Origin of the sequence: Streptomyces brasiliensis, assembly GCF_014647875.1 — a bacterium.
GTDB classification, from domain to species: Bacteria; Actinomycetota; Actinomycetes; order Streptomycetales; family Streptomycetaceae; genus Streptomyces; species Streptomyces brasiliensis.
Genome location: NZ_BMQA01000008.1, coordinates 276,468 through 301,686 on the forward strand (window position 1 = coordinate 276,468; position 25,219 = coordinate 301,686).

Here is a 25,219-nt window from a genome sequence, read left to right on the forward strand (position 1 = left end):
GAATGCCTGGGTCTCGCCCCCCGTCACCGGTATGTCCCGGGTCGCGGATGCGGCCTCGGGCCATTCCGGTTGGGCGTCTTCTCGCCACTTCTTCACGTGCGCACATCCCCCCACGGGACAGTCTGGGTGCGCCTACGACTCCGAGCACCCGTCGACCGAACCAGGCCCCCACCCGGCCCGAGCGCCCCCTTTACCACACCGTGCTCAGGCCACGAATGTAGCGCACGCGGAGGATCCGTGGTCGCCCGGTGTCAGTTGTCAGCGGTCATCACATTTTCATCACTGGCCGGAATCCAGCCCCCAGTGGGTCTCTGGAGCCACTTCTCGGCCAGCGCGATCTCGGTGGCCGCCCGGCGAAGAGCGCCGAATCCGGGATGGACCAGCCCCTTTCGCCACACCAGTGACACGGGTGACAGGGGGACGGGATCGATCAACGGCCGCAGAACGGTGCGCGGCATGGCTGGAAAGTCCACCACTGCGAGGATCGGATTCCGCGTCTTCGCCATGATCCGCTCGAACTCCTCGTCCCCGACGGCCAGTGGCAGGGGTGGCGCGATCCGGATGCCCCGCCCCTCGAACAGGTCACGTGCGAGTCCGGTCCACTCGGGCGTGCGCGGATTCCCGGCACCGGCGTACACGGCCTCCCCGGCCAGCGCGGCGAGCGGCACCGTCTCCCGGTCGGCGAGCGGGTGGTCGTCCGGGAGGACGACGGCCATGGGTTCGTAGCGCACGGGCTGCTGCTCCAGGCCGGCCCGCAGCGCCGGTTCCAGTCCCGCGAACCGGCCGAACGACACGTCCAGCCGGCCCGCCAGCAGCTCGGCCGCCGCGCCGGTGAGCCCACTCTCGTAGCGAGCCATCAGCTCGCAGTCCGGGGCGAGTTCGCGCGCCCGGTGCAGCACGCGGCGGCCGGTGACCAGGCCCGGCGAGTTGAGGTCCACGAGCAGGGGTCTGGCCTGCCCGAAGGCGGCGAGGAGGTCGTCCTGGGCGGCGAGGACCCGGCGGGCGTGCGGCACCAGCCGCGCGCCGTCGGCGGTCAGGGTCACCTGCCGGGTGGTCCGTACGAACAGCTCGGCGCCCAACTCCCGCTCCAGCCGCCGTACGTCCCGGCTCAGCGCCTGCTGCGCGACGTACAGCCGGGCCGCGGCCCGCGTGAAGTGCAGCTCCTCGGCGACGGTGACGAAGGCGCGCAGCAGGCGGGGGTCGAGGTATGCGGGCATCCCGCGAAACTACGCGGGCCCGCAGCCCATTCACAACACGGATGCGTCAATCGGCACCCAGAAGGTGTTGGACCTCGTGATCCGCTCCGGGTGACCGTGGAGCCATGCCTCAGCCCCCGACCGGCGCCTACCGCCGGCTGTTCGCCGTGCCCGGCACCCGGGCCTTCACCGCCGGCAATCTCGTCGCCCGCCTGCCCATGGGCATGTTCGGCGTGAGCGCGGTCGTCATGATCGCGGGGTCCAGAGGGTCGTACGCTCTCGCCGGCGCCGTCACCGCCACCGGCCTCGCGGCGACGGCCGTCGTCGGACCGTGGCTCGCGCGGCTCGTCGACCGGCACGGACAGGCCCGGGTCGCCGTGCCGGCCACGGTCGCCGCGGTGTTCGGCAGCCTCGCGTTGCTGCTGTGCGTTCGCTACGACGCCCCGGGCTGGACCCTGTTCGCCGCCTACGCCGCGACCGCCACCACCCCCAACATCGGCGGCCTGTCCCGCGCCCGCTGGGCGCATCTCCTGCGGGACGACCCGGGCGCCCTGCACACCGCGAACGCCTTCGAGCAGGCGGCGGACGAGCTGTGCTTCATGCTGGGGCCGGTCCTGGCGTCCTTCCTGACCGGCGCGTTCTTCCCGGAGGCGGGCACGCTCGCGGGTGCGGCCCTGCTGCTCGCCGGGATGCTGCTGTTCACCGCCCAGCGCTCGACGGAGCCACCGCCGCGCGCGCTCACCCGGGCCGTGTCCCCGATCCGCACCCCCGGCTTTCCTCCCCTGCTGGCCTGTTTCGTCGCCACGGGTGCCGTGTTCGGGTCGATGGAGGTCGTCACGATCGCATACGCGGACGCGCTGGGACACCGCTCGGCGGCTGGGCCGGTGCTGGCGCTCCAGGCGGCCGGGTCGTGCGCGGCGGGCCTGCTGTACGGCGCCCGGAAACCGGCGACGCCGCGTCTGACCCGGTGCCTGGGTGCGATGACGGTCCTGATGTCGCTCCCGCTGCTCGCCGCCCGCGCGACGGGCTCCCTGTGGGCGCTGGCGCCGGCCCTGCTGGCGGCGGGCATGGCCACCGCCCCGACCATGGTGACCGCGATGACACTGGTCCAGCGGCGCACCCCGGAAGGGCGGCTGAACGAGGGCATGAGTCTCGTCGTCACGGGCCTGCTCATCGGCATAGCCTGCGGTTCGGCGGTGGGCGGTTCGGCGGTGGAGCACCTCTCCCCGGCCGCCGCCTACGCCGTACCGGTCGCGGCGGCGGCCGTGGCACTGCTGATCGACTCAGCCTCGGGAGCGCTGAGTTCGAGGCGCCGGGCCGCAGCCCTTCAGCCCAGCCCCCAGGCCCGGCCGAGCCGATAGGCGGCACACAGGTCGACGTCGAGGATGTACGCCCCGGCCGTTCCGCACTGCTCGGTCCCCGTGCCGGGGTCGACGGGCTGGCCGTGGCCCATACCGGTGATGCTGTACGTCTCGACGACCGTGGTCCCGGCCGGGTTCCGGAAGACCTTGTGCGGATATCCGGCGACCGTGTCGGAGACGTCGGCGGTCTGGTCGGCGCCCTGCACATCGGTCCACTGCTTCATCAGGTCCGTCATGTTGACGGGGTTCACAGTGTAGTCGGCGCCGCCCTGGAAGACGGTGAGGACCGGCCAGGGTCCGGGGTAGCCGGGGCGGGCGGCGCGCACCCGGTCTCCCCACTGCTTCGCGGTCTGCGTGGCACCGGCGTACATGCACACGTACGGCGAACCGGCGGCCTGCGCGCAGCCGTACGGCAGCCCGGCGACGACACCGCCGCCGGCGAACTTCTCGGGGTACGCGGCCATCATCACGGAGGTCATCCCGCCGCCGGCCGACAGCCCGGTGACGTACACCCGTGAGGTGTCGCCGGAGACGTCGGCGAGCTGCCGGTCCACCATCTGCGCGACGCTGGCGGTCTCGCCCTGGCCGCGCGTGATGTCTCCGGTCTGGAACCAGTTGAAGCAGGAGGTGAGGTTGTTGGCCGAGGTCTGCTGGGGCAGGACGACGGAGAAGCCCCAGCGGTCCGCGAGTTGGAGCCAGCCGCTGCCGGTGCCGTAGCCGGAGGCGTTCTGGGTGCAGCCGTGCAGGGCGACGACGACCGGCCGTCCGGCGGGCAGACCGTCGGGGACGTACCGGAACATGCGCAGGGCGCCCGGGTTGGAGCCGAAGCCGGTGACCTCCTGGAGGGAGGCGGCCGAGGCGCGGCCGGGGGTGAGGAGGGCGGCCAGCAGGGCGGCGAGGAGCGTCGCAAGGACGGTGAGGCGGTGACGTGCGGCTCTGGTCTGTGTCATGGGGAGGGACCGTAGAAGCGTGAACGGCCTCCCGATATGGCCCGGGACACCACAACTCGGCGTCACGGGCTGGGGGTTGGCGCGTGTGGCGGGCTCAGCCCCGGCGCAGGGCGGGCATCGGGAGCGGGATGCCGTACGCGGTGGCACCCGCGCCGACCCCGCCCTCGCAGGTGTTCGGCGGGGTGGTGCCGATGCCGCGCGTGGCGGGGCGTTCGGCGGCCCAGAACATGTAGCCGAGCATGCCCGAGCCGGTGCCGGCCCCGTTCGGCGCGACGGTCTGCGTGAACGAACCCGTCGACTTCTGCAGCGAGTTCGCGAAGTCCGTGCACTCGGGCAGGGACTTGTTCTGGTCGCCGATGTACACGGCGCCGGTGAACTTGGCGGGCGCGAGCGGCGGGACCGGCGGGGAGTATGTCGGCTTGCCGTCCACGTGCTCCTGCCAGTTGGCGATCGCGGAACCGGCGGAGGGCTGGCGGGCGGGCACCATCGCGTTGGCGTAGTCGAGGACGGGGGTGTCGGTGCGCAGCCAGTCGGCGGTGGCCTTGCGGTTGATGCCGATCAGCCAGCGGTCGCCGGCGGCGGTGTCGATGGTGAGCCGGGCGGTCGGGTCGGCGCCGGAGGCGTCGTACGGGTGCGCGGCCCGGTAGGCGTCGATGAAGGCCTGCAGCCCGGTGAGGTCGGGGTCGGTGTTCTGCTCGTAGTCGATCTCGATGCCGACGCCGAGGTCGCTCGCGAGGGCCGCGGCCCGCCGGCCGAGCAGCGGGGCGTTCTCGGCGAGGGCGGCGTCCCAGGCGTCGGTGTAGGTGATCCCGCCGATGGAGAGCATCACGCGGACCCCGTGGGTGGTGAAGTACTGCACGATGTCGCGGGTCATGCCCTTGGGCACGCCGTTCACGGTCGTCGCGTCGTTCGTGCCGTGCAGCAGTTTGAGCGGCTCGACGAAGCTGAGCACGACGAGGTTGACGGAGGGCCGCCCGTCACCGCGGTCGATCAGCCAGTGGTTCTGCGAGTCGAACTCGGGGACCGTGCGGACGGTGCCCCACGTACAGGCGTCGTCGGAACAGTGTCAGGCGCCGTAGATCTGCGCCGGCGTGGCGGTGGCGGCCGAGGCGGTGGTCACGGCGGGGGCGTACGGGACGAGCAGGGCGGTGAGCAGCCCGAGCACGGCGAGCGGTCTGCGGCGCATACGTAACCTTCCGGGAGGGAGCGGATACGGAATGCGGGGGGTGGCCGCGGGCAGCGTGACAGGTCCAGACCAATCCGGCAAGGGGGCGGACCGAGGGCCGTGCACGACGAAGGCCCGGCGGTCTGTGACCACCGGGCCTTCAACATGGGAATCGTGGAGATGGCGGGAATCGAACCCGCGTCCAACGGTGCAGAATCAGGGCTTCTCCGTGTGCAGTTCGCTGTGCTTTTCTCGGCCCCGGCGATCACGCGAACAAGTCGCCGACGGGCTCAGTCACTGTTTGGTTTCCCTCTTCACCCCGTGACCGGGATCAAGGTTTAGTTCCCTAGCTGATGCCAGGATCCGGGTCGGGAACAGCCCCGGGCTGACACTTCGCAAGTCGCTACTTAGGCAGCGAGGGCGAAGGAATCGCGCTTGGTGTTGGCGATTATTTTTTTCGGCCTGTGGTTTACGAGATCATGGCCGCTTCCTCGACACGCTTCCCCTGCTTCGACAGCCGCTGTCGAAACCGATCATCCCCATGTTGATTTTTCAAACCCTCCGGAGAGGGCCACACGCACCCGCTGTGGAGTGCACTTACATCGTACGTGACCAACGCAGGTCCGTGCCAGCGTATTCCCGGCTACCCCCGCTGGCGCCGCCGCGCCGCCGCCATCGCCCGGTCCGCCTCGCGGCGGTCCTGCTGCTCCCGCAGCGTCTGGCGCTTGTCGTACTCCTTCTTTCCCTTCGCCAGCGCGATCTCGACCTTGGCCCGGCCGTCCTTGAAGTACAAGGCGAGGGGCACGATCGTGTGACCCGTCTCCTGCGACTTGGACTCCAGCTTGTCGATCTCGTCGCGATGCAGCAGCAGCTTCCGCTTGCGGCGGGCGCTGTGGTTGGTCCAGGTGCCCTGGGTGTACTCGGGCACGTGGACGTTGTGCAGCCACGCCTCGTGGCCGTCCAGCTGGATGAAGCCGTCCACGAGCGAGGCCCGTCCCAAGCGCAGTGACTTCACCTCGGTGCCCATGAGGACCAGACCGGCCTCGTAGGTGTCGAGGATGTGGTAGTCGTGCCGCGCCTTCTTGTTCTGCGCGATCAGCTTGCGCCCTTTTTCCTTAGCCATAGTGCCTGCCATTTTCGCACCACACAGGGGGTGCGCGGGAAGCGTATTTACGGGAGGTGGCGACGGGGGCCGTAGCGACTACGACGGGTCGCCCAGGCCACTGAGGACGGTTTCCGCCCGCTCCAGCGCCCGCTGCTCGACCTCGAGGTCGGGCGTGATGCCCCGGCCGTCGACGGTGCGGCCGGACGGGGTGCGGTAGTGGCCGACGGTCAGTTCGGCGACGGAGCCGTCGGGCAGCCGGGTGGGCATCTGCACCGAGCCCTTGCCGAAGGTACGGGTGCCGACGACGACGGCCCGGCCGCGGTCCTGGAGGGCACCGGTGAGCATCTCGGCCGCGCTCATCGTGCCGCCGTCGACGAGCGCGACCAGGGGTCTGGTGGTGTCACCGTGCCCGGAGGCGTGCAGCACGCGCTGCTCTCCGTCGACGTCGTACGTCGCCACGAGCCCGCCATCGAGGAAGGCGGAGGCGGCGGCGACGGCCTCGGTGACCAGTCCGCCGGAGTTGCCGCGCAGGTCGAGGATGATCCCGTCGCCGGCCGGGGCCTGCCGCACGGCGGCGCGGACGACGTCGCCGGAGCTCTTGGTGAAAGCGGCGATCCTGACGACGGTGACCCCGGCGGGGAGCCTGCGGACGGTCACGGAGTCCGTGGACAGCTTTGCCCGGCGCAGCGTCTCGCTCCACACGCGTGTGCCGCGCTCCAGGCCGACGCGGACGGTGGTGCCCGCGGCGTCGTCGTCGGCGTCACCGCGGAGCAGGGCGACGACCTCGGTGACCGGACGGCCGTCGACCTTGCTGCCGTCCACGCTGCGCACGCGGTCGCCCTTGTGGATCCCGGCGGTGGCCGCGGGCGACCCGGGCTGCACCTTGCTCACCTCGATACGGCCGTCACGTTCGCGCCGCGCCCACAGGCCGACGCCGGTGTACTCGCCGTCGAGCGCCTCCTCGAACTCCTGGTACTCACCCTCGGAGTAGACGGCGCTCCAGCGGTCCCTGCTGCGGCTGACGGCCCGTTCGGCCGCCTCCATGGGGGATTTGCCGTCGGCGAGGGCCTCGGCCGCGGCCTTCTGGACGTCGTCGTGGCGGATGGCGGAGCGGGCAGCGTCCTGTGCGGATTCGCGCCCGGACTGGCCGGAGTCGGAGAAGGAGCCGGTGGCCGCACCGGTGACGAGGACGCCGGCGAAGACCAATGTCAGGGCCGCCCCGCGGCGAATGCGGCGGGGCTGGCAGAACGGGTCGCGGCCTGACATGCCGGTGAGTCTAGGACAAGCCGGAGGGCCGTACGGTCGGTTGACCGTACGGCCCTCTTGGCATGCGTCACACCTTCAGGTACTTGCGCAGCGCGAAGAATGCGGCAAGCGCGGGCATCACGAGGCTGGTCGCGAGGATGAGCGGCAGCTTGGTCAGCACGGCGTCCCAGCCGATGAAGTTGATCAAGTTGAGCTTCTGGGACAGCGCCAGACCGTGGTCGATGATGAAGTACCGCGCCACGACGAGGAATCCGCAGGCGACCGTGCCGCCGATGAGGCCGGCGACCGCGGCCTCGGCGATGAAGGGCGCCTGGATGTAGAAGCCGGAGGCGCCGACCAGCCGCATGATCCCGGTCTCACGGCGCCGGCTGAACGCGGACACGCGCACGGTGTTGACGATCAGCATCAGCGCGACGACGAGCATCAGCGCCATCACCATCCGCGCGGCCCAGTTCATGCCGTTGAGGAGCCCGAACAGGTTGTCCAGGATGCCCTTCTGGTCCTGCACCGACTGGACGCCGTCACGTCCGTCGAAGGCGGTCGCGACGACCTGGTACTTCTCCGGGTCCTTCAGCTTGATGCGGTACGACTCCTGCATCTGGTCCGGCGTGAGGGAGCTGGCCAGCGGGGAGTCGCCGAACTGCTCCTTGTAGTGCTTGTAGGCCTGGTCCTGCGACTCGTAGCTGACCTTCTCGACCACGGACATCTTGCCGAGGTCGGCCTGGATCTGCTTCTTCTGGTCGTCCGTGACCGCGCCCTTGGCGCAGTTGGGGTCCGACTCGGCGTCGCTCTTGTTGCAGAGGAAGATCGAGACGTTGACCTTGTCGTACCAGTAGCCCTTCATGGTGTTGACCTGGTCGCTCATCAGCAGCGAGCCGCCGAAGAGGGCCAGGGACAGGGCGACGGAGACGATGACCGCGAACGTCATCGTCAGATTGCGGCGGAGACCGACACCGATCTCGGACAGTACGAACTGAGGGCGCATGGCGTCAGGTTGAGCCTTTCCGTGGACGGTCGCGGGTCAGTGCTGGTAGCCGTAGACGCCGCGTACCTGGTCGCGGACGAGGCGGCCCTTGTCCAGCTCGATGACGCGCTTGCGCATCTGGTCCACGATGTTCTGGTCGTGCGTCGCCATCACGACAGTCGTACCGGTCCTGTTGATCCGGTCGAGCAGCTTCATGATGCCGACGGAGGTCTGCGGGTCGAGGTTGCCGGTGGGCTCGTCGCAGATGAGCAGCTTGGGCCGGTTGACGAAGGCCCGCGCGATGGCCACGCGCTGCTGCTCACCGCCGGACAGCTCACCCGGCATCCGGTCGTCCTTGCCGCCGAGCCCGACGAGGTCGAGCACCTGCGGCACGGACTTGCGGATCTCGCCGCGTGACTTGCCGATGACCTCCTGCGCGAAGGCCACGTTCTCCGCGACCGTCTTGTTCGGCAGGAGCCGGAAGTCCTGGAAGACCGTTCCGAGCTGGCGCCGGATCTGCGGCACCTTCCAGTTGGAGACGCGCGCGAGGTCCTTGCCCAGAACGTGCACCTGCCCTTGGCTGCACCGCTCCTCGCGGAGGATCAGCCGCAGGAAGGTGGACTTTCCGGAGCCGGAGGACCCCACGAGGAAGACGAACTCGCCCTTCTCGATCTCCAGGGAGACATCCCTGAGGGCGGGGCGGGTCTGCTTGGGGTAGACCTTGGAGACATTGTCGAATCGGATCACGGATGCACCACGGGTCGCCGGGGGTAGATGAGCGTGACCATACGCGAACCGAGTGGACGAGCGCAGTCGCCGGTGAGGGTTGCATGCGTCTTGTGCGTTTTTGTACAGGGCGCGGGCCGAGCGGAGGCGGGGTGGAGCTTTCCGAGCGACCGCGCTCTTTCCGGAGGAACCTGGCACAGTGGAGGGGGGAACGTTCTCGTTCCCGTAGGCGTTGTACGTACGTAGGCCGGTGCAAGGAGGGCGAGCGCATGACGTACGACCGGTTGGTGTGCGCGAACTGCGCGGCGCCCGTGAGCGAGGGCCGGTGTCCCGTGTGCCGGGCCAACCGCGAGCGGCTGCAGCAGGAGAGCTTCTTCGCGGGACTGAACCCGGTGGCACTCATCGCGCTGCTGGCGGTGTTGATCGCCACCGTGGCGCTGCTGGCGCACCAGACCGCGTAGGGCGCAGGTCCCTGGCGACGACCGAGGGGCCCGGAGCGATATGCTCCGGGCCCCTCGACGTACAGGTTGTGCACTCACCGCGCACACACGACTACCGAATGCGGCGACCTCAGGCGGCCGTGCCGCCCCGGCCGCTCGCGAGGCGCGGCAGGATGCGGAAGCCGATGCCACCGGCGATCATGGTGGCAGCGCCGACGATCAAGAAGGTGGTCTGCGCGGCACCCGTCTCGGCGAGCTGATCGCCGCTGCCCTGGGGCTGGGTGTCGGCCGTGTTGTCCGCGCCGGTGTCGGTGAGGGCGGAGGAGCCCTCCTCCTGCGCGGAGGCGTTGGAACCGCCGTCGGGGTCGGTGCCGTTGCCACCACCGGTGCCATTGCCGTTGTCGCCGCCGGTTCCGTTACCGCCGCCGGCGCCGTTGTCACCACCGGTACTGGAGCCGCCGGTGGTGCCAGAGCCTCCCGAGTTGCCGTTGTCGCCGCCGGTGGTGCTGCCGCCAGTCGTGTCACCGCCCGTGGTGCTACCGCCCGTGGTGTCGCCACCGGTCGTGTCACCGCCCGTGGTGTCGCCGCCGGTCGTGTCACCACCGGTCGTGTCACCGCCCGTGCTGTTCCCGCCGGTCGCGTCACCACCGGTCGTGTCACCACCGGTCGTGTCACCGCCCGTGCTGTTCCCGCCGGTCGTGTCGCCGGGCGGGCAGTCCGGATCGACGACGATGTCGCACGGACCGCCGGACGTACCGCCGGAGTCGTCACCTTCGCCGTCGCCCAGGTTGACGTTCACGGCGACACCGCTGTCGTCCACGCTCGCGCCGATGTCGAGGGCGGAAGCGGCGCCGGCTGCGGTCAGCGAGGCGCCCGCGGCGATCACGGCACCGGCGGCTATCCGCGCGATCCGGACCCGCGTCTTCTTCGTCATGTGGTTGCTACCCCCAGTAGCTGATGGTCAACGTGCCGCGCATGGGGCTGGCCGTGATCGACGGAGGCAGCTGATGTGCTTCAAGTCCCCCGGTTCACATGCGCCCCAGAAATACGCATGCCGCGCTTCACTTTTCCCATCTTTTAAAGCAACGTCAAGGCCGCTACGGGCAGCATGTCCACTTCAGGGAAGTATGCCGGGAGTTGAAGTGTGTGAGTGTGATGTAAAACCCAGACAAATGCCAACTGCCGCCACAGGGACGGCAGTTGGTTCGAGGCTGAACTATCCGCCTCTTACTTCTCCTGCTGCTTGCGCCAGCGAATGCCGGCCTCGAGGAAGCCGTCGATCTCGCCGTTGAACACGGCCTCGGGGTTGCCGACCTCGTACTCCGTACGCAGGTCCTTGACCATCTGGTACGGGTGCAGGACGTACGAACGCATCTGGTTGCCCCAGGAGTTGCCGCCGTCGCCCTTGAGGGCGTCCATCTTGGCCTGTTCCTCCTGCCGGCGCCGCTCCAGCAGCTTGGCCTGGAGCACATTCATCGCGCTGGCCCGGTTCTGGATCTGCGACCGCTCGTTCTGGCAGGAGACGACGATGCCGGTGGGCAGGTGCGTGATGCGCACCGCGGAGTCGGTGGTGTTGACGCCCTGGCCGCCGGGCCCGGAGGACCGGTAGACGTCGACCCGCAGCTCGGACTCGTCGATCTCGACGTGGTCGGACTTCTCGACGACGGGGAGGATCTCCACACCGGCGAAGGAGGTCTGACGGCGCCCCTGGTTGTCGAAGGGCGAGATGCGGACGAGCCGGTGGGTGCCCTGCTCCACGGAGAGCGTGCCGTAGGCGTACGGCACCTCGACGGCGAAGGTGGTGGACTTGATGCCCGCCTCTTCGGCGTACGACGTCTCGTAGACCTCGGTCTTGTATCCGTGCTGCTCGGCCCACCGCAGATACATCCGCTGGAGCCTCTCCGCGAAGTCCGCGGCGTCGACGCCGCCGGCCTCGGCGCGGATGTTGACGAGCGCCTCGCGGGCGTCGTACTCACCGCTGAGCAGCGTCCGGACCTCCATCTCGTCCAGCGCCTTCTTGACGGAGGCGAGCTCGGACTCGGCCTCCGCGCGAGTGTCCGGGTCGTCCTCCTCATCGGCCATCTCGAAGAGCACGGCGAGATCGTCGATCCGCCCGCGCAGCGCCTCCGCCTTCCTGACCTCGGCCTGGAGGTGGGAGAGCTTGCTGGTGATCTTCTGCGCCTCGTCCGGGTTGTCCCACAGGGACGGCGCGGCCGCCTGCTCCTCGAGCACGGCGATGTCTGCCCTCAGCTTGTCGAGGTCCAGAACGGCCTCGATCGACTCCATGGTCGAGGAGAGGGACTTGAGCTCTTCGGATACATCGAGGACTGCCACGCCATCAAGCGTAACGGCTCCGCCCTGGGGCGATGGCCACGTGTGCGGGGATAGGGAGTGACCTGGGGAAATGGGGGTGAGGCCGAGCACAGAGCCCCGCCGAGGGCGCACGGACGAAGTCCCGCCGGGGCGCAGAGGACGGAATCCCGGCGGGGACCGGGGCGAAATCCACGAGAGTGCAGAGGACGGAGCCCCCGCTGGGGTCCGGAGCGAAGCCCCGTCGAGCCCCGGGGCCGAAGCCCCGCAGGAGCGCAGGGAACGCAGTCCCCACAGGAGCGCAGGGAACGCAGTCCCCGCAGGAGCGCAGGGAACGCAGTCCCCGCAGGAACGCAGGGAACGCAGTCCCCGCAGGAACGCAGGGAACGCAGTCCCCGCAGGAACGCAGGGAACGCAGTCCCCGCAGGAACGCAGGGAACGCAGTCCCCGCAGGGGTCTGGGGCGGAGCCCCAGGGCGAGGGGACCTCTTCACCTACCGAGTCGGGCGGGCGGGTGGGCAAAAGGTCACGGCGTGGACGACGTAGTCTCCCGCGGCGTCGCCCCCGCGTCGTCGCCCGACGTGGCCCACCACGCGCCCGCTCCGATCGCCGCGACCAGGACCACGCCTGCCACTCCCAGTGTGACCCTCCGTCGCCGTGCCGCTGCCCGGTGCCGTGCCGAGCCCGGGCGGCGTACCCCGGACGCCCTGGGGACCCGTGCCGTGCCCCGTGCTCCGCCCGCCAGCTCATCGGGGCCCGGCACCCTCATCGACGTATGTGTGTCCCGGTTGGAGTCCGGCTTCGCTCCCGGGACCAGCGGCACCGCACCCCGCCGCCGTACCACCCCCGTGTCTTCCGCTTCCCGCTCTCGTTCGCTCTCCGCCGCCGGGGGCTCCGGCCCGTCCTCCCCCGGCTCCGCGTCCGGCTCGTCCACGTCCAGGGGCGCCATCCCCGCCAGCGACGGCAACTGCTCCCGCAGCCGCGCCGCCAGCTCGGACGCCCGCAGGCGCGACGCCGGGGCCTTCGCGAGACACTGGACGATCAGCTGCCACAGCTCGTCGGGGATCCCCGGCAGCGGTACGACCGTCTCGGTCACGTGCCGCCGCAGCACCGCCCCCGGATGTCCGCCCCCGAAGGGCGTGAACCCGGCCAGCAGCTCGTACAGCACCGTCGCGAGCGCGTAGATGTCCACCGCGGCCCGTGGCGGCAGGCCCTCCACGATCTCCGGCGCCAGATAGTCCGGCGTCCCAATGATCTTCGTGGCGCGCGTCCGCTTCGGCGAGTCGATGAGCTTCGCGATCCCGAAGTCGGTCAGCAGGGCGGGATGAGCGCCGCCCGGACCCAGCGGCCCCTGCATGTCCAGCAGCACGTTCTCCGGCTTCACGTCCCGGTGCACCACCCCGGCGGCGTGCGCCGCGGCCAGCCCGTCCGCGACATCGGCGACGATCGCCACCGCCGCCTCGGGCGCAAGCCGTCGCTCCCGCTCGAGCCGGGTGCGCAGATCCGTGCCGCGGACCAGGTCCATGACGAGCGCCAGGTCGTTGCCGTCGACCACCAGGTCGCGCACCGACACGATGTGCGGATGCTCGAGACCGAGCAGCGCCGTGCGCTCCTGCACGAAGCGTCCGACGAGCTCCTGGTCGGACGCGAGATCCTCGCGCAGCAGCTTGATGGCCACGGGCCCGTCCGGCCCCTCGCCCAGCCACACCGTGCCGGCGCTGCCCCGCCCCAGGATCTGGTTCGCGGTGTACCGGCTGCCGATCTTCCGTGCCAAGACTGCTCCTACAGACGCGTGTTGGCGACAAAACTACGCGCCCGACGAGCCAACCTTCACCACGGCGACGGAAATCACCCGCCAGATGTCGACAAATCCCCAGAGCGGCACGCCGGCCGAGCTCCGGCCGCACGTCCAGTCGCTCTAGTTGCTCCCGGAACCTCCGGAATTGCCGCCCAGATCCTTGATCCACCCGGTGACCTGCCCGGCCCAGTGGCTCAGCTCGGCCCAGTAGCTGCGCCCGGTCCCGATCCAGCCCTGCAGCGGGCTGAGCTCCCACACGAGCCAGCCCACGACGAACAGGATGACGACCGTGAACAGGCAGCCCTTGAGGCAGCCCAGCCCGGGGATCTTCATCGGGTTGGCACCGCGCTGCCGCGGCTCACGGGCCGGCCGCTGCGGCTGCGCCGGAGCCGGAGGCGGCGAGTACCGCTGCGGCTGCCGTTGCGGCTGGTGCCGCGGCGGGGCGTACTGCTGCGGCTGTTGCTGCTGTTGCGGGTAGCCGTACCCCTGCTGCTGCGGGCGCTGCTGCGCCGGCCGCGGCTGCTGCTGCGGCCGGGCCACCTGCCGCTGGGGGCGGCGGCGCAGTGGGTCCTGGTCGGGGTCGACGTACTGGACCTGCGTCTGCTCGTTGCGGTCCCGGGCCGCGCGCAGTTGCGTCTGCCACGGATGCGGCTGCTCCCCCTGCTGCCCGGACTGGCCCGCCTGCCCCTGCGGCATGACAGCGGTCGGGTCGGCCGCGCCCGTGTGCGGCAGTACGGCGGTGGGGTCGGCGGCGCCCGCCGGGCCACCGGTGTTCGGCAGCACGCTGGTGGCCGCGTTCGGGTCGTACGCCCCGGCGCCCGAGCCCGTCGGCAGGACGTGCGTCGGGTCGGCGGCCCCTGGCACGCCCGGCACGGCGGTCGGCGCGGGGTCGGGGGCCAGCAGGGCGCCCACCCCTTCGGCGGCGGCGATCTGCGCGGCGTTGGCGTGCACCCCGATGCCCTCGGCGACGACACGCAGGCCGCGCGCGAGGTTCTCGGCGCTGGGGCGGTCGTCGGGGTTCTTGCGCAGACAGCGCTCTATGACCGTCCACAGCGGGTCGGGCACGGTGGAGGGGCGGCGCGGCTCGGCGCTCAGGTGCTGGTGCAGCACCTCGAGGGCGGAGCTGCCGGCGAACGGCGGCCGGCCGGTGACCAGCTCGTACAGCAGGATGCCGGCGCCGTAGACGTCGACGGCGGAGGTCTGCGGGCGGCCCTCGGCGGACTCGGGCGCTATGTACGCGGGCGTGCCCACGAACTCCTGGGTGCGGGTGAGACCCGGGGAGTCGGCGAGGCGGGCGATGCCGAAGTCGGTCAGCATCGGGTGCATCTGGCCGCCCTGCTGCGCGAGCAGCACGTTGGCGGGCTTCAGGTCGCGGTGCACGACGCCGTCGGCGTGGCTGGCGGCGAGCGCATCGGCGATCTGGGCGGTGAGCAGGGACGCGGCTACGGGCGTGAAGGGGCCGTTCTCGCGCAGGTAGCGGTGCAGGTCGGGGCCGTCCACGAGGTCCATGACCAGGGCCAGCAGATCGCCTTCGACCACGAGGTCGCGGACCCGGACGATGTTGGGGTGGGTCAGCCGGAGCAGGACGGAGCGCTCCCGCAGGAACCGCATGACGATGTCCGCGTCGCTCGCGAGTTCCTCCTTGAGGACCTTGATCGCGACGGTCTCACCAGGCTGCCCCGGCACGGCCGCCTCGGCGCCCGCGGTCTCTCGCTGGCGGGCTCGCCAGACGGTCCCCGTGGCGCCGCGTCCGAGCGGCTCCTCGAGGAGGTACTTGCTGCCTACCGGCCGCACGTCATGCGCTCCCTAGCTGGTTGCTGGTGTTCCGAACCAGATGTTCCGAACCACTGTAGTGCCCGGTACGTACACCTTCCCGAGCATGTTCGAAGGAAAGACGCTCGCCTCGGTCGCCTGGTTGCCGAACCCTGACACGACCGATCTCAAGCGATCGTCAGTGCGGTCCTGGTCAGGCACTTTTAGGGGCAGAGCCGACCAATCAAGATCACTTACCACCGGGCCGCGGGCGTGTTGTCAGTGACAGGTGCGAGGATGCCTGCAGTACTGGCCGACGTGCTCGTGGGGTGGGGGGTAGTCCGCGCCCGCGCAGAAGGGACCGCTGACGCCGATGCAGATCCGGCTGACCGTCGTTGACCCGCTGGGCCCGCTCCCGCAGGGGGGCCGCGCCGCGCGCCGCGACGTGCTGGTCACGGCGCCCGCGGGCACGGCCCTGGCGACGGTGGCGTCCGGCCTGGCCTCGGCGGTCTCGGGAAGCCCGGAGGCGGGCCGCGAGGGCGGCGCCCCGGTCGTGCTCTACGCGGGCACGGAGCGCCTGGACACCCGCCGCTGCACGCTGGGCGAGCCCCCGCTGGTCGACGGCGCCGTGCTGTCCCTGGGCGCGCCCGCCGCACCGGAGCCGCATCCCGAGCTGGACGACGCCCCGACCCAGCTGCACGTGGTCGCGGGCCCGGACGCGGGTGGAGTCCATCTGCTGCACGGCGGGCAGATCACCATCGGCCGCTCCGCCGACGCCGACGTCCCGCTCGACGACCCCGATGTCTCCCGGCTGCACTGCGCGGTGACGGTCGCCGCCGACGGCCGCGTCTCGGTCGCCGACCTCGACTCCACGAACGGCACGGCCCTGGACGGCACACGCGTGGGCAGACGCCCGGTCCGCTTCGCCCCGGGAGCGCTGCTGCGCATCGGCGAATCGGCCCTGAGGCTTACCCCGTCCGGGGGACCCGCGGCCCGGGTGGCGACGACACCGGACGGCGAGGGGTGCGTGCGGGTCGCTCCGGGGGCCGGGGACGGCGGCAGCACGGCCCCCGGACACGGGGACGGGCAGGCGGCCGGTGGTGGGTACGGCGGTGGTGACGCGCCCGCCGCGGCACCGGGTACGGCCGGAGACGCGCGCGTGGCCGCGCCCGGTGGACCCGCGCACCATGGCTACGGCACCGGGAGCTGGAGTGCGCGGGCCCAGGAACACGCACCGATGGAACCGCCCGTCGTACCGGGCCAGGGCGGCGCACCTCGGATCGAGAGCAGGCGCGGGCTCCCGGGCGGGGTTCCGGGACCGCGCGGAACCACGACGGCAGGCACCGGCACCGGCGGGGACACGCACGGCGGCCACTTCGGCGGCGCAGGCGCGTCCAGAGTCTTCGGCAGCGGCCCCGGCGCCCCGGCGCCCAGTCCGGCGGCCCACGGCACGGCACCCGACGGCGGCGGAACCGACGGCAACGCCCCCCTGCACGCGTACGGCGACCACCACGCCCCGGGCGCGGACCCCACGGACACCGGCACCCGCAAAGGCACCCCCCTCCGCGGCACCGACGTCCCCCACGGCGTGCGCAGGCGCGGCGGGATCGGGGCCTGGGCGCGGCGGCTGGCCGGCGGGCGAATCGAAGCGTCGGCCACCGGCCGCGAGAGCCACGGCACCGCCGGTGTCGCCGGCACCGGCACACCCACCCCGGGAAACCCGCTCCTGCCCGAGACCTGGCCGGACCCGGCGGCACTGCTGCTGACGGCGCTGGGCCCGGGCCCCCGGCTGTGGGAGCGCGGGCCGGGTCACCCGGAGACGCTCACGGTCCGGCTCGGCACGGCGGACCGGACGGCCCCGGACGGCTCGGGCCTGCTGCCCGCCGTACCGGTCACGGCCGATCTGCGGGAGGCCGGAGCCCTCGGCCTCGCCGGACCGCGCGCGCGGCTGTCCGGCCTCGCGCGCGCGGTGCTGGCGCAGCTCGCCGCGCTGCACTCCCCGGACACGCTGGAGATCGTGCTGATCAGCGCGGACCGCACCCGTTCCCTGGAGGAGCGCACCGCAGAATGGTCCTGGCTCGGCTGGCTGCCGCATCTGCGTCCGGGCCACGGCCAGGACTGCCGGCTGCTGCTCGCCTACGACCGCGAGCAGGCCGCCGCCCGCACGGAGGAGCTGCTGCGCCGCGTGGAGGACCACGTGGCGGACGGGACGGCGGTGCGACACCGGGTGCCCGACGAGGAGCTGCTCCCAGGACGGCGGCCCTCCTGGGCGCGGGAGGACGCCGGTGCGGACGCGGCGGGCGGCTTCCCCGGGCCGTACACGGTCGTCGTGGTGGACGGCGATCCGGGCGGCGCCGGGCTGCGTGAGGCGGTGGCGCGGCTGGCGGCCGAGGGGCCGCGCGCCGGGGTGCACATCGTGTGCCTCGCCGAGACGGCGCCCGCCTCCCCTTCTTCGCCGGTGACCGAGACGTACGAGGCGGCGTGCGCGGTGGCGCCGACGTTCCGCGCGTGCGGGGCCGTGGCGCTGCTCAGCGGTGACGTGGCCACCGCGCTGCATCTGATGCGGGTCGCCCCGCCGGACGGCCGTACCGGCTCGGCCGGTCCGGTCGGTGCGGGCACGGTCGCCGCCGTGGACGCCGTCTCCGGCGCCTGGGCCGAGCGGTTCGCGCGGGCGATGGCGCCGCTGCGCACGGACGGCACCGGCAGTGAGCGGCACACGCGCGTGGCCACCCCGCTGCCCCAGTCGGCACGTCTGCTCGACGAGTTGGGACTCGCCCGGGCCACCCCGGCCTCGCTGATGGCGCGCTGGGCGGACGCGGGCGACGACAAGGAGTCGCTCGGCGGGCGGGCCTGGGCCGTGCTCGGTGCCGGTCCGCGCGGCCCGCTCTGCGCCGACCTGGTGGCCGAGGGTCCACATCTGCTGATCGAAGGGCCGCCCGGCAGCGGCCGTACGGAGCTGCTGCGGGCCGTGGTCGCCTCGCTGGCGGCGGCCGAGCGCCCCGACCGTCTGGGTGTCGTCCTGATCGACGGCCGGGACGGCGTCGGCACGGCCGGCGGCCACGGCGAGGGCCTGCGGGTGTGCACGGACATACCGCATGTCACCACCCATCTGACCGCCAACGACCCTGTCCGCATGCGGGAGTTCGCGCAGTCCCTGAGCGCCGAGCTGAAGCGGCGGGCCGAGTTGCTGGGGCGGACCGGCTTCGCGGAGTGGCACGCGCAGCGCGAGGTGTCGGGCCGTTTCGTCGCGCAGCGCGCGGCGGCGGGGCGGCCCACCGCGTCCGGCACCGGGGACATCGACTCGCCGCCGAGTTCGACGCTGCGGCTGCGGCCCGCGGCGAGCGCCGCCGGGCAGACGGAGGCGGCACCGCCGCTGCCCCGGCTCGCGGTGGTCGTGGACGACCTGGACGCGCTGGTCTCCCCCGCGCTCGGCTCGCCGGGCCGTCCCGCCGCGGGGTCGGTGATGCGGACCCTGGAGGCGGTGGCCAAGGAGGGCGATCGGCTCGGCGTCCACCTGGTCGCGGCGGCGGGCCTCGGCGGCCGTACGGCGGAGACGGAACCGGCACGGCGGGCCACGCTCCGCGTCACCCTGGACGCCCCGGCCCCCGGCCCGGAGGAGCCGGCGCCCGGGCGCGGGCGGTTGACCTCGGCGGACGGCCGGGTCACCGCGTTCCAGGGCGGCCGCGTGACGGGCCGTATCCCGCGCACGGCGACCCAGCGCCCCACGGTCGTCCCGCTGGACTGGCACCGCATGGGCGACCCCCCGGCCAGCCGCCCGGTCCGCGAACTGGGCAACGGCCCGACGGACCTGGCTCTGCTGGCCAGCGCGGTCGAAAGAGCGGCGAGAGAGGTCTCGGCCGCACGCATGCCGTCACTTCTGTAGCGGACGTCGACTTCGTACCGGCCCACTGATCACGAGCCGGTCACGATCTCCCGGTAACGCGCACGGGCGCTCTTGCCGCGTTCAAGTCGCCGGGCATACACCAGTCGGCACGGGACAGCGCTCGGACGTTCAACGAAGAACGAAGAACGGGGCAGTGATGCGCATCATGAGCAGCACCATCCGGACAGACAGGGCCGTCACCACTCTCGCCGTCCTCCTCGCGGGGGCGCTCACGCTCACCGCCTGCGGAGGCAGTGACGACAACAAGAAGGACGACGGCGGCAGCACCGCGAGCCAGTCGGCCGGCACCGTCACCCTCCCCAAGCTGAACGGCGCGAGCCTCGAGGTCGCCGCCGTGTGGACCGGCGGCGAGCAGAAGAACTTCAAGCAGGTCCTCGCGGAGTTCGAGAAGCGCACGGGCGCCAAGGTCACCTTCGTGCCGGCCCAGGACCCGATCATCAACTTCCTCGGTTCGAAGATCGCGGGCGGTCAGCCGCCGGACGTCGCGCTGCTGCCGCAGCCCGGCGCGATCAAGCAGGCCGTGGAGAAGGGCTGGGCCAAGCCGCTGGGCGCCGAGGCGCAAGCGGAGCTGGCGAAGAACTACTCGCAGGGCTGGCAGGACATCGGCAAGGTCGACGGCAAGCAGTACGGCGTCTACTACAAGGCCGCCAACAAGTCGCTGATCTGGTACAACGCGAAGGCCTTCGAGAACGCGGGCGCCAAGGAGCCGAAGACCTGGCAGGAGCTGCTGACGGCGGCGCAGGCGGTGTACGACTCGGGCGTCACGCCGTTCTCGGTCGGCGGCGCCGACGGCTGGACGCTGACCGACTGGTTCGAGAACGTCTATCTCTCCCAGGCGGGCCCGGAGAAGTACGACCAGCTCGCCCAGCACAAGATCAAGTGGACGGACCCCTCCGTGAAGGAGGCGCTGACCACGCTCGCCCAGGTCTGGGGCAAGAAGGACTATGTGGCGGGCGGCGCGAACGGCGCGCTGCAGACGGAGTTCCCGGCCTCGGTCACGCAGACCTTCACCGGCGGCGACCAGCCCAAGGCGGCCATGGTCTACGAGGGCGACTTCGCGCAGGTCAACATCGGTGAGACCAAGGCGAAGGTGGGCACGGACGCGAAGGTGTTCCCGTTCCCGTCGGTGGGCTCGACCGCGCCGGTGGTCTCCGGTGGTGACGCCGCGGTGATCCTGAAGGACTCGAAGGCGGCGCAGGCGCTGGCCACCTTCCTGGCCTCGCCGGACGCGGCGACGATCCAGGCGAAGCTGGGCGGCTACCTCTCGCCCAACAAGAACGTCCCGAACTCGGCGTACCCGAACGAGGTGCAGCGCACGATCGCGAAGGCGCTGATCGCCTCAGGCGACGACTTCCGCTTCGACATGTCGGACCAGGCCCCGCAGGCCTTCGGCGGTACGCCCGGCAAGGGTGAGTGGAAGGACCTCCAGGACTTCCTGAAGAACCCGACGGATGTCGCAGGCACCCAGGCGAAGCTGGAGAAGGAAGCGGCGGCGGCGTACGGCAGCGGGAGCTGATCCGCGGATGACCGCACTGCACGGACGAGGGGCGGTCCGGCGATGACGTCGGCCTCGGCGGCGGGCGCACCCACACCCGCCGCGCCCCGCACGCGCAAGAGCGTGACCGGCACCCGCAAGACCGTGGCAGCGCTGTTCCTGCTGCCGGCCCTGGTGCTGCTCGGCGCGCTCGTGGTCTACCCGATCGGGTACTCGATCGTCCGCAGCTTCTGCAACGCCTCGGGCGACGGCTTCTCCGGAGTCGACAACTACAAGGCGCTGTTCACCGACGACGGCATCCGCACGGCCCTGAAGAACAACATCATCTGGGTGGTGTTCGCGCCGACGGTCTCCACGGCCCTCGGTCTGATCTTCGCGGTGCTGACCGAACGAGTGCGCTGGGGAACGGCGTTCAAGCTGGTCGTCTTCATGCCGATGGCGATCTCGATGCTGGCGGCCGGCATCATCTTCCGGCTCGTCTACGACCAGGATCCGGACAAGGGCGTCGCGAACGCCGTGTGGGTGGGCGTGCACGACACGTTCGCGCAGTCGTCCGCGTTCCCGAAGGCGCACCCGGGCCGTGAGTCGCCGCTGAAGCCGGACTCGGGCGGTTTCATCACGTCGGCGCCGGTCCGCAGCGGGCAGCCGGTGACCCTGCCCCTGGTGGGCGTCGCCCCGGACCAGATGCCGGACGGCGCGAAGCCGGCCGCGGCGGCGAAGGCCGACCCCGGGAAGATCACCGGCACCACCTGGCAGGACTTCACGCGCGGCAAGGGCGTCGGCAGGCTCGGCGCCCCGGACCCGTCCGAACTCGGCTACGCGGGCATGAAGATCGAGGCGGTCAAGGACGGCAAGGTGGTGGCCTCGACGAAGGCGGCCGCCGACGGCACCTTCACGCTGCCCGGCTCAGCGGACGGGGCTCAACTCCGGCTCCCGGCGAGCAACTTCAAGGAGCCGTACAACGGCGTCGACTGGCTCGGCCCCTCGCTGGTCACACCGGCCATCATCGGGTCGTACGTCTGGATGTGGGCGGGGTTCGCGATGGTGCTGATCGCGGCCGGGCTCGCGGGTGTGCCGCGTGAACTGCTGGAAGCCGCGCGGGTCGACGGAGCGAACGAGTGGCAGGTGTTCCGCAAGGTGACGGTGCCGCTGCTGGCCCCGGTCCTCGCGGTCGTCACCGTCACGCTGATGATCAACGTGCTGAAGGTGTTCGACCTGGTCTTCATCATCGCGCCCGGCTCCTCGCAGGACGACGCGAACGTGCTGGCCCTGGAGCTGTACCGCAAGGGCTTCGCGGAGAGCCAGCCCGGCATCGCGAGCGCGATCGCGGTGTTCCTGCTGCTCCTGGTGATCCCGGTGATGGCCTTCAACATCCGTCGGCTCAGGCGGGAGGGGCGGCGATGACGACGCACGCCGGAAGCATCGGCAAGGTGGCGCCCGTGGAGACCGTGAAGGCGAAGCAGTCGCTGAGCGCGCGGATCGCGGAGAAGCTGAGCGGCGGACTGGTCCGCGCCTTCCTGCTCGTCGTCGGCCTGTTCTGGCTGGTACCGACCATCGGCCTGTTCATCTCCTCGCTGCGTGCGCCCGAGGACATGAGCGCCGGCGGCTGGTGGAAGGTGTTCGCCCAGCCGTCCCAACTCACCTTCGACAGCTACCAGAAGCTCCTCGAGAACAGCGACATCACCAACTCCCTGGTGAACACCGTGTTGATCACGGTCCCGGCGACGGTCCTGGTGGTCGTCATCGGCTCCCTCGCGGGCTACGCGTTCGCGTGGATGGAGTTCCCGGGTCGCGACTGGTGGTTCCTCGCGGTGGTGAGCCTGCTGGTCGTGCCCGTGCAGGTCGCGCTGATCCCGATCGCCGAACTGTTCGGCAACATCGGCCTGTTCGGGACGATCTTCGGGGTGATCCTGTTCCACGTGGGCTTCGGCCTGCCGTTCGCGGTGTTCCTGCTGCGGAACTTCTTCGCGGAGATCCCGCGCGAGCTGCTGGAGGCGGCCCGTCTGGACGGGGCGGGTGAACTGCGGCTGTTCACCCGGGTGGTGATGCCACTGGGCGGCCCCGCGATCGCGAGCCTGGGCATCTTCCAGTTCCTGTGGGTGTGGAACGACATGCTGGTGGCGCTGGTGTTCACCAAGTCGGGCACCCAGCCGATCACGGTGGCGCTGCAGACGCAGGTGCGCCAGTTCGGCAACAACATCGACGTGCTGGCACCCGGCGCGTTCATCTCGATGGTGATCCCGCTGGCCGTGTTCTTCGCATTCCAGCGGCAGTTCGTGTCGGGCGTGATGGCCGGTGCGGTCAAGTAGCAACAAAAGGGACACATTTCGGAGGGCGGCCCGTCCCGGGACCGCCCTTCGGCGTTCACCCGGCGTCCCCCGTATGCCGTAGGAAGCGTAACCACATCACTCCATCGGCCGTTCCCGGGCATGACGCCCGCCGACCGACCCATGGATGTCCCTTGCCCAGGTTCAGTGTCATTGTCCCCGCGTACAAGGTCCAGGCGTATCTGCACGAGTGCCTGGACTCGGTGCTCTCGCAGTCGTATCCCGATCTCGAACTGATCGCCGTGGACGACTGCTCACCGGACGCGAGCGGGGAGATCATCGACGAGTACGCGGCCCGCGACTCGCGCGTGCGGGCCGTGCACCTGCCCGAGAACCAGGGACTGGGCCGCGCACGCAACGCGGGCATGGCGCACGCCGAGGGCGACTACCTGGTCTTCCTGGACAGCGACGACACCCTCACCCCGGGCGCGCTGCAGGCCGTCGCCGACCGCATCAAGGAGACGGGTGATCCGGAGGTCCTGGTCTACGACCACGCGCGCACCTACTGGACCGGTGAGGTGGTGCGCGACGAATCCGGGTCCCGGCTCACGCAGCAGGGCCCGGCCCCCTTCCGGCTCGCGGGCCGCCCGGAGCTGCTGCGGGTGCTGATGGTGGCCTGGAACAAGGCGTACCGCCGGGAGTTCGTGGAGCGCGAGGAGTTCACCTTCCCGCCCGGCTACTACGAGGACACGCCCTGGACGTACCCGGTCCTGATGGCGGCCGGGACCATCGCGACCCTCGACCGGGTGTGCGTGCACTACCGGCAGCGCCGCCGAGGCAGCATCCTCGGCACCACCAGCCGGAAGCACTTCGACATCTTCAAGCAGTACGACCGGGTCTTCGCGTACGTCGACGCACGCCCCGAACTGGCCGAATGGCGGCCGGTGCTGTTCCGCCGCATGATCGACCACTTCTCGACGGTGTTCACCAAGCGCGACCGGCTGCCGCGCGGCAGCCGCGCAGCGTTCCTGCGCCAGGCGCGTGCCCACTGCCGCCGCCACCGCACCCCGGGCGCCGCCGTCCCCCTGCGCTCCCGCCTGCGGCACACCCTGGTCCGGCACGGTCTGCACCGCACCTACCGCACGCTGCTACTGGCCCGCGCCGCGAGTGGTCGTACCGCCAAGGCCGCAGCCGGGCTCGCGCGCGCCCTGAGGGCGGCCGGCCTCCAGCTGCACTACCGCATCCAGCTGCGCCTCCCCCTGCGCGCCGACCGTGCCGTCTTCGCCGCCTACTGGGGCCGCGGCCACGGCTGCAACCCTGGTGCGCTGGAGGCCGCGTTCCGCACGTACGCCCCCCACATCCGCACGGCGTGGATCGCGCACCCGCACTACACGGTCCCGCCGGGCCCGGCCCGGCTGCGCCCCGGCACGGCCGCCTACTGGACGGCGCTGGCCCGCTCCAAGTACCTGGTCAACAACGTCAACTTCGACCGCCGGCTGCGCAAGCGCCCCGGTCAGGTCTTTGTGCAGACCCAGCACGGCACCCCCCTCAAGCACATGGGCCTCGACCTCCAGGAGCGCCCGGCGGCGGCCCGCGGCATGGACTTCGCGGAGCTGCTGCGGGGCGTCGACAAGTGGGACTACGTGCTGTCCGCCAACCGCCACACCACCCTGACCTGGGAGCGGGTGTACCCCGGCGGCTACACGACGCTGGAGTACGGTTACCCGCGCAACGACGTCTTCCAGCGCGCCACCTCGGCGGACGTGATCCGGCTGCGGGAGCAGCTGGGCGTCCCGGAGGGTTCGGTGGCGATCCTCTACGCCCCCACTCATCGCGACCACCACCGCACCCAGCGCCCCGTCCTCGACCTGGACCGGGTCCTGCGCCGCCTCGGCCCGCGCTTCGTGGTCCTCGCCCGCGCGCACTACTGGCACGACGGGCGACTGACGCGCGGCGCGGAGAGCGCCCGCGTCATCGACGTCAGCGGACATCCGAGCGTGGAGTCCCTGTGCCTCGCCTCGGACGTGCTGGTCACGGACTACTCGTCGATCATGTTCGACTACGCCAATCTCGACCGCCCGATCGTCGTCCACATCGAGGACCGCGAGGCCTACGAGGCGGCCCGTGGCACCTATTTCGACCTGCGCTCGTGTCCGCCCGGCGCGGTGGCACGCAGCGAGGACGAGCTGATCGACATCTTCGCGACCGGCCACTGGCGCGGCTCCCGCTCGGCCCAGCTGCGGGCGGCGTTCCGGGAGCGGTTCTGCCCGTACGACGACGGACGCGCCGCCGAACGGGTCGTACGGCATGTCGTGCTGGGCGAGCCGGCGGGGCGGCCGGTGATCACCCCGCTCGCCGAACGGCACCCGGTTCCCTCGGTCGCGTCGGCACTCGCACGCTCCCCTCTGGCCACTGTTTCGCAACCTTCCGGACCTCTGCCCGTCACCGAGACCCGCTGAACGCCGTTTGTCCTACCAGGAGTCCCGATGCCCTCCAGCTCCTCGCGGCCCACGCCGAGCAG

At 71.4% G+C, this 25,219-nt stretch carries 18 protein-coding genes and 1 other RNA gene; 7 read left to right on the forward strand and 12 right to left on the reverse strand.

Translation table 11 applies throughout. The features are described from left to right. Nucleotides 1-251: 251 nt before the first annotated feature. On the reverse strand, nt 252-1,217 hold the full coding sequence (locus IEZ19_RS15755) for a LysR family transcriptional regulator (RefSeq protein WP_189311811.1): 966 nt from the start codon (nt 1,215-1,217) through the stop codon (nt 252-254). Nucleotides 1,218-1,321: 104 nt separating this feature from the next. Here IEZ19_RS15755 and IEZ19_RS15760 point away from each other — a divergent pair, with 104 nt between their 5' ends. Next, nucleotides 1,322-2,557 (forward strand): MFS transporter, encoded by a 1,236-nt coding sequence (locus tag IEZ19_RS15760; RefSeq protein WP_189311812.1) that lies wholly within the window; start codon nt 1,322-1,324, stop codon nt 2,555-2,557. Here IEZ19_RS15760 and IEZ19_RS15765 read toward each other — a convergent pair. The 7 genes from IEZ19_RS15765 to ftsE form a co-directional block, all read right to left on the reverse strand. Beyond that, a complete protein-coding gene (locus tag IEZ19_RS15765; RefSeq protein ID WP_189311813.1) occupies nt 2,524-3,507 on the reverse strand; it encodes an extracellular catalytic domain type 1 short-chain-length polyhydroxyalkanoate depolymerase in 984 nt (327 codons plus the stop codon). The genes IEZ19_RS15760 and IEZ19_RS15765 overlap by 34 nt on opposite strands. Nucleotides 3,508-3,601: 94 nt before the next feature. Further along, nucleotides 3,602-4,459 (reverse strand): glycoside hydrolase family 18 protein, encoded by an 858-nt coding sequence (locus IEZ19_RS15770; protein WP_229840353.1) that lies wholly within the window; start codon nt 4,457-4,459, stop codon nt 3,602-3,604. Between the two features lie 385 nt (nt 4,460-4,844). Beyond that, nucleotides 4,845-5,213: a transfer-messenger RNA gene (ssrA, locus tag IEZ19_RS15775) on the reverse strand. Nucleotides 5,214-5,315: 102 nt separating this feature from the next. Further along, nucleotides 5,316-5,795: an SsrA-binding protein SmpB gene (gene smpB / locus IEZ19_RS15780; protein ID WP_189311814.1), complete on the reverse strand. Its 480-nt coding sequence runs from the start codon at nt 5,793-5,795 to the stop codon at nt 5,316-5,318. Between the two features lie 78 nt (nt 5,796-5,873). Continuing rightward, entirely contained in the window at nt 5,874-7,043 is a 1,170-nt protein-coding gene (locus IEZ19_RS15785; RefSeq protein ID WP_189311815.1) for a S41 family peptidase, read from the reverse strand. Nucleotides 7,044-7,110: 67 nt separating this feature from the next. Further along, on the reverse strand, nt 7,111-8,028 hold the full coding sequence (ftsX, locus tag IEZ19_RS15790; RefSeq protein WP_189311816.1) for a permease-like cell division protein FtsX: 918 nt from the start codon (nt 8,026-8,028) through the stop codon (nt 7,111-7,113). Nucleotides 8,029-8,064: 36 nt separating this feature from the next. Beyond that, a complete protein-coding gene (gene ftsE, locus IEZ19_RS15795) occupies nt 8,065-8,754 on the reverse strand; it encodes a cell division ATP-binding protein FtsE (RefSeq protein ID WP_189311817.1) in 690 nt (229 codons plus the stop codon). Nucleotides 8,755-9,002: 248 nt separating this feature from the next. Here ftsE and IEZ19_RS15800 point away from each other — a divergent pair, with 248 nt between their 5' ends. After that, entirely contained in the window at nt 9,003-9,194 is a 192-nt protein-coding gene (locus IEZ19_RS15800; RefSeq protein WP_189311818.1) for a hypothetical protein, read from the forward strand. A 109-nt stretch (nt 9,195-9,303) separates the two neighbouring features. Here IEZ19_RS15800 and IEZ19_RS15805 read toward each other — a convergent pair whose 3' ends face one another. From IEZ19_RS15805 to IEZ19_RS15820, 4 genes are all read right to left on the reverse strand, one after another. Further along, a complete protein-coding gene (locus IEZ19_RS15805) occupies nt 9,304-10,107 on the reverse strand; it encodes an LPXTG cell wall anchor domain-containing protein (RefSeq protein ID WP_189311819.1) in 804 nt (267 codons plus the stop codon). A gap of 293 nt (nt 10,108-10,400) precedes the next feature. Beyond that, complete coding sequence (gene prfB, locus IEZ19_RS15810) at nt 10,401-11,507, reverse strand: peptide chain release factor 2 (protein WP_189311820.1); 1,107 nt, start codon at nt 11,505-11,507, stop codon at nt 10,401-10,403. A gap of 501 nt (nt 11,508-12,008) precedes the next feature. Continuing rightward, on the reverse strand, nt 12,009-13,256 hold the full coding sequence (locus IEZ19_RS15815; protein WP_189311821.1) for a serine/threonine-protein kinase: 1,248 nt from the start codon (nt 13,254-13,256) through the stop codon (nt 12,009-12,011). Between the two features lie 144 nt (nt 13,257-13,400). Further along, nucleotides 13,401-15,074 carry a serine/threonine-protein kinase gene (locus tag IEZ19_RS15820; RefSeq protein WP_189311822.1) on the reverse strand — a complete coding sequence of 558 codons (1,674 nt, stop codon included), beginning with the start codon at nt 15,072-15,074 and terminating at the stop codon, nt 13,401-13,403. A gap of 331 nt (nt 15,075-15,405) precedes the next feature. Here IEZ19_RS15820 and IEZ19_RS15825 point away from each other — a divergent pair, with 331 nt between their 5' ends. The 5 genes from IEZ19_RS15825 to IEZ19_RS15845 all read left to right on the forward strand — a co-directional run bounded on the left by IEZ19_RS15825 (nt 15,406) and on the right by IEZ19_RS15845 (nt 25,157). After that, complete coding sequence (locus IEZ19_RS15825; protein ID WP_189311823.1) at nt 15,406-18,915, forward strand: FHA domain-containing protein; 3,510 nt, start codon at nt 15,406-15,408, stop codon at nt 18,913-18,915. Nucleotides 18,916-19,072: 157 nt separating this feature from the next. After that, the gene (locus IEZ19_RS15830; protein ID WP_189311824.1) at nt 19,073-20,452 is read left to right on the forward strand and encodes an ABC transporter substrate-binding protein; all 1,380 of its coding nucleotides are present in this window, start codon (nt 19,073-19,075) and stop codon (nt 20,450-20,452) included. Nucleotides 20,453-20,494: 42 nt separating this feature from the next. Continuing rightward, nucleotides 20,495-21,835, forward strand: a complete 1,341-nt coding sequence (locus IEZ19_RS15835) for a carbohydrate ABC transporter permease (protein WP_189311825.1) — start codon at nt 20,495-20,497, stop codon at nt 21,833-21,835. Further along, entirely contained in the window at nt 21,832-22,740 is a 909-nt protein-coding gene (locus IEZ19_RS15840) for a carbohydrate ABC transporter permease (protein ID WP_189311826.1), read from the forward strand. Before IEZ19_RS15835 ends, IEZ19_RS15840 begins: the two co-directional genes overlap by 4 nt. 152 nt (nt 22,741-22,892) lie before the next feature. Beyond that, nucleotides 22,893-25,157, forward strand: coding sequence for a bifunctional glycosyltransferase/CDP-glycerol:glycerophosphate glycerophosphotransferase (locus IEZ19_RS15845; protein ID WP_189311827.1), 2,265 nt, complete (start codon nt 22,893-22,895; stop codon nt 25,155-25,157). The last annotated feature ends 62 nt before the right edge of the window (nt 25,158-25,219 follow it).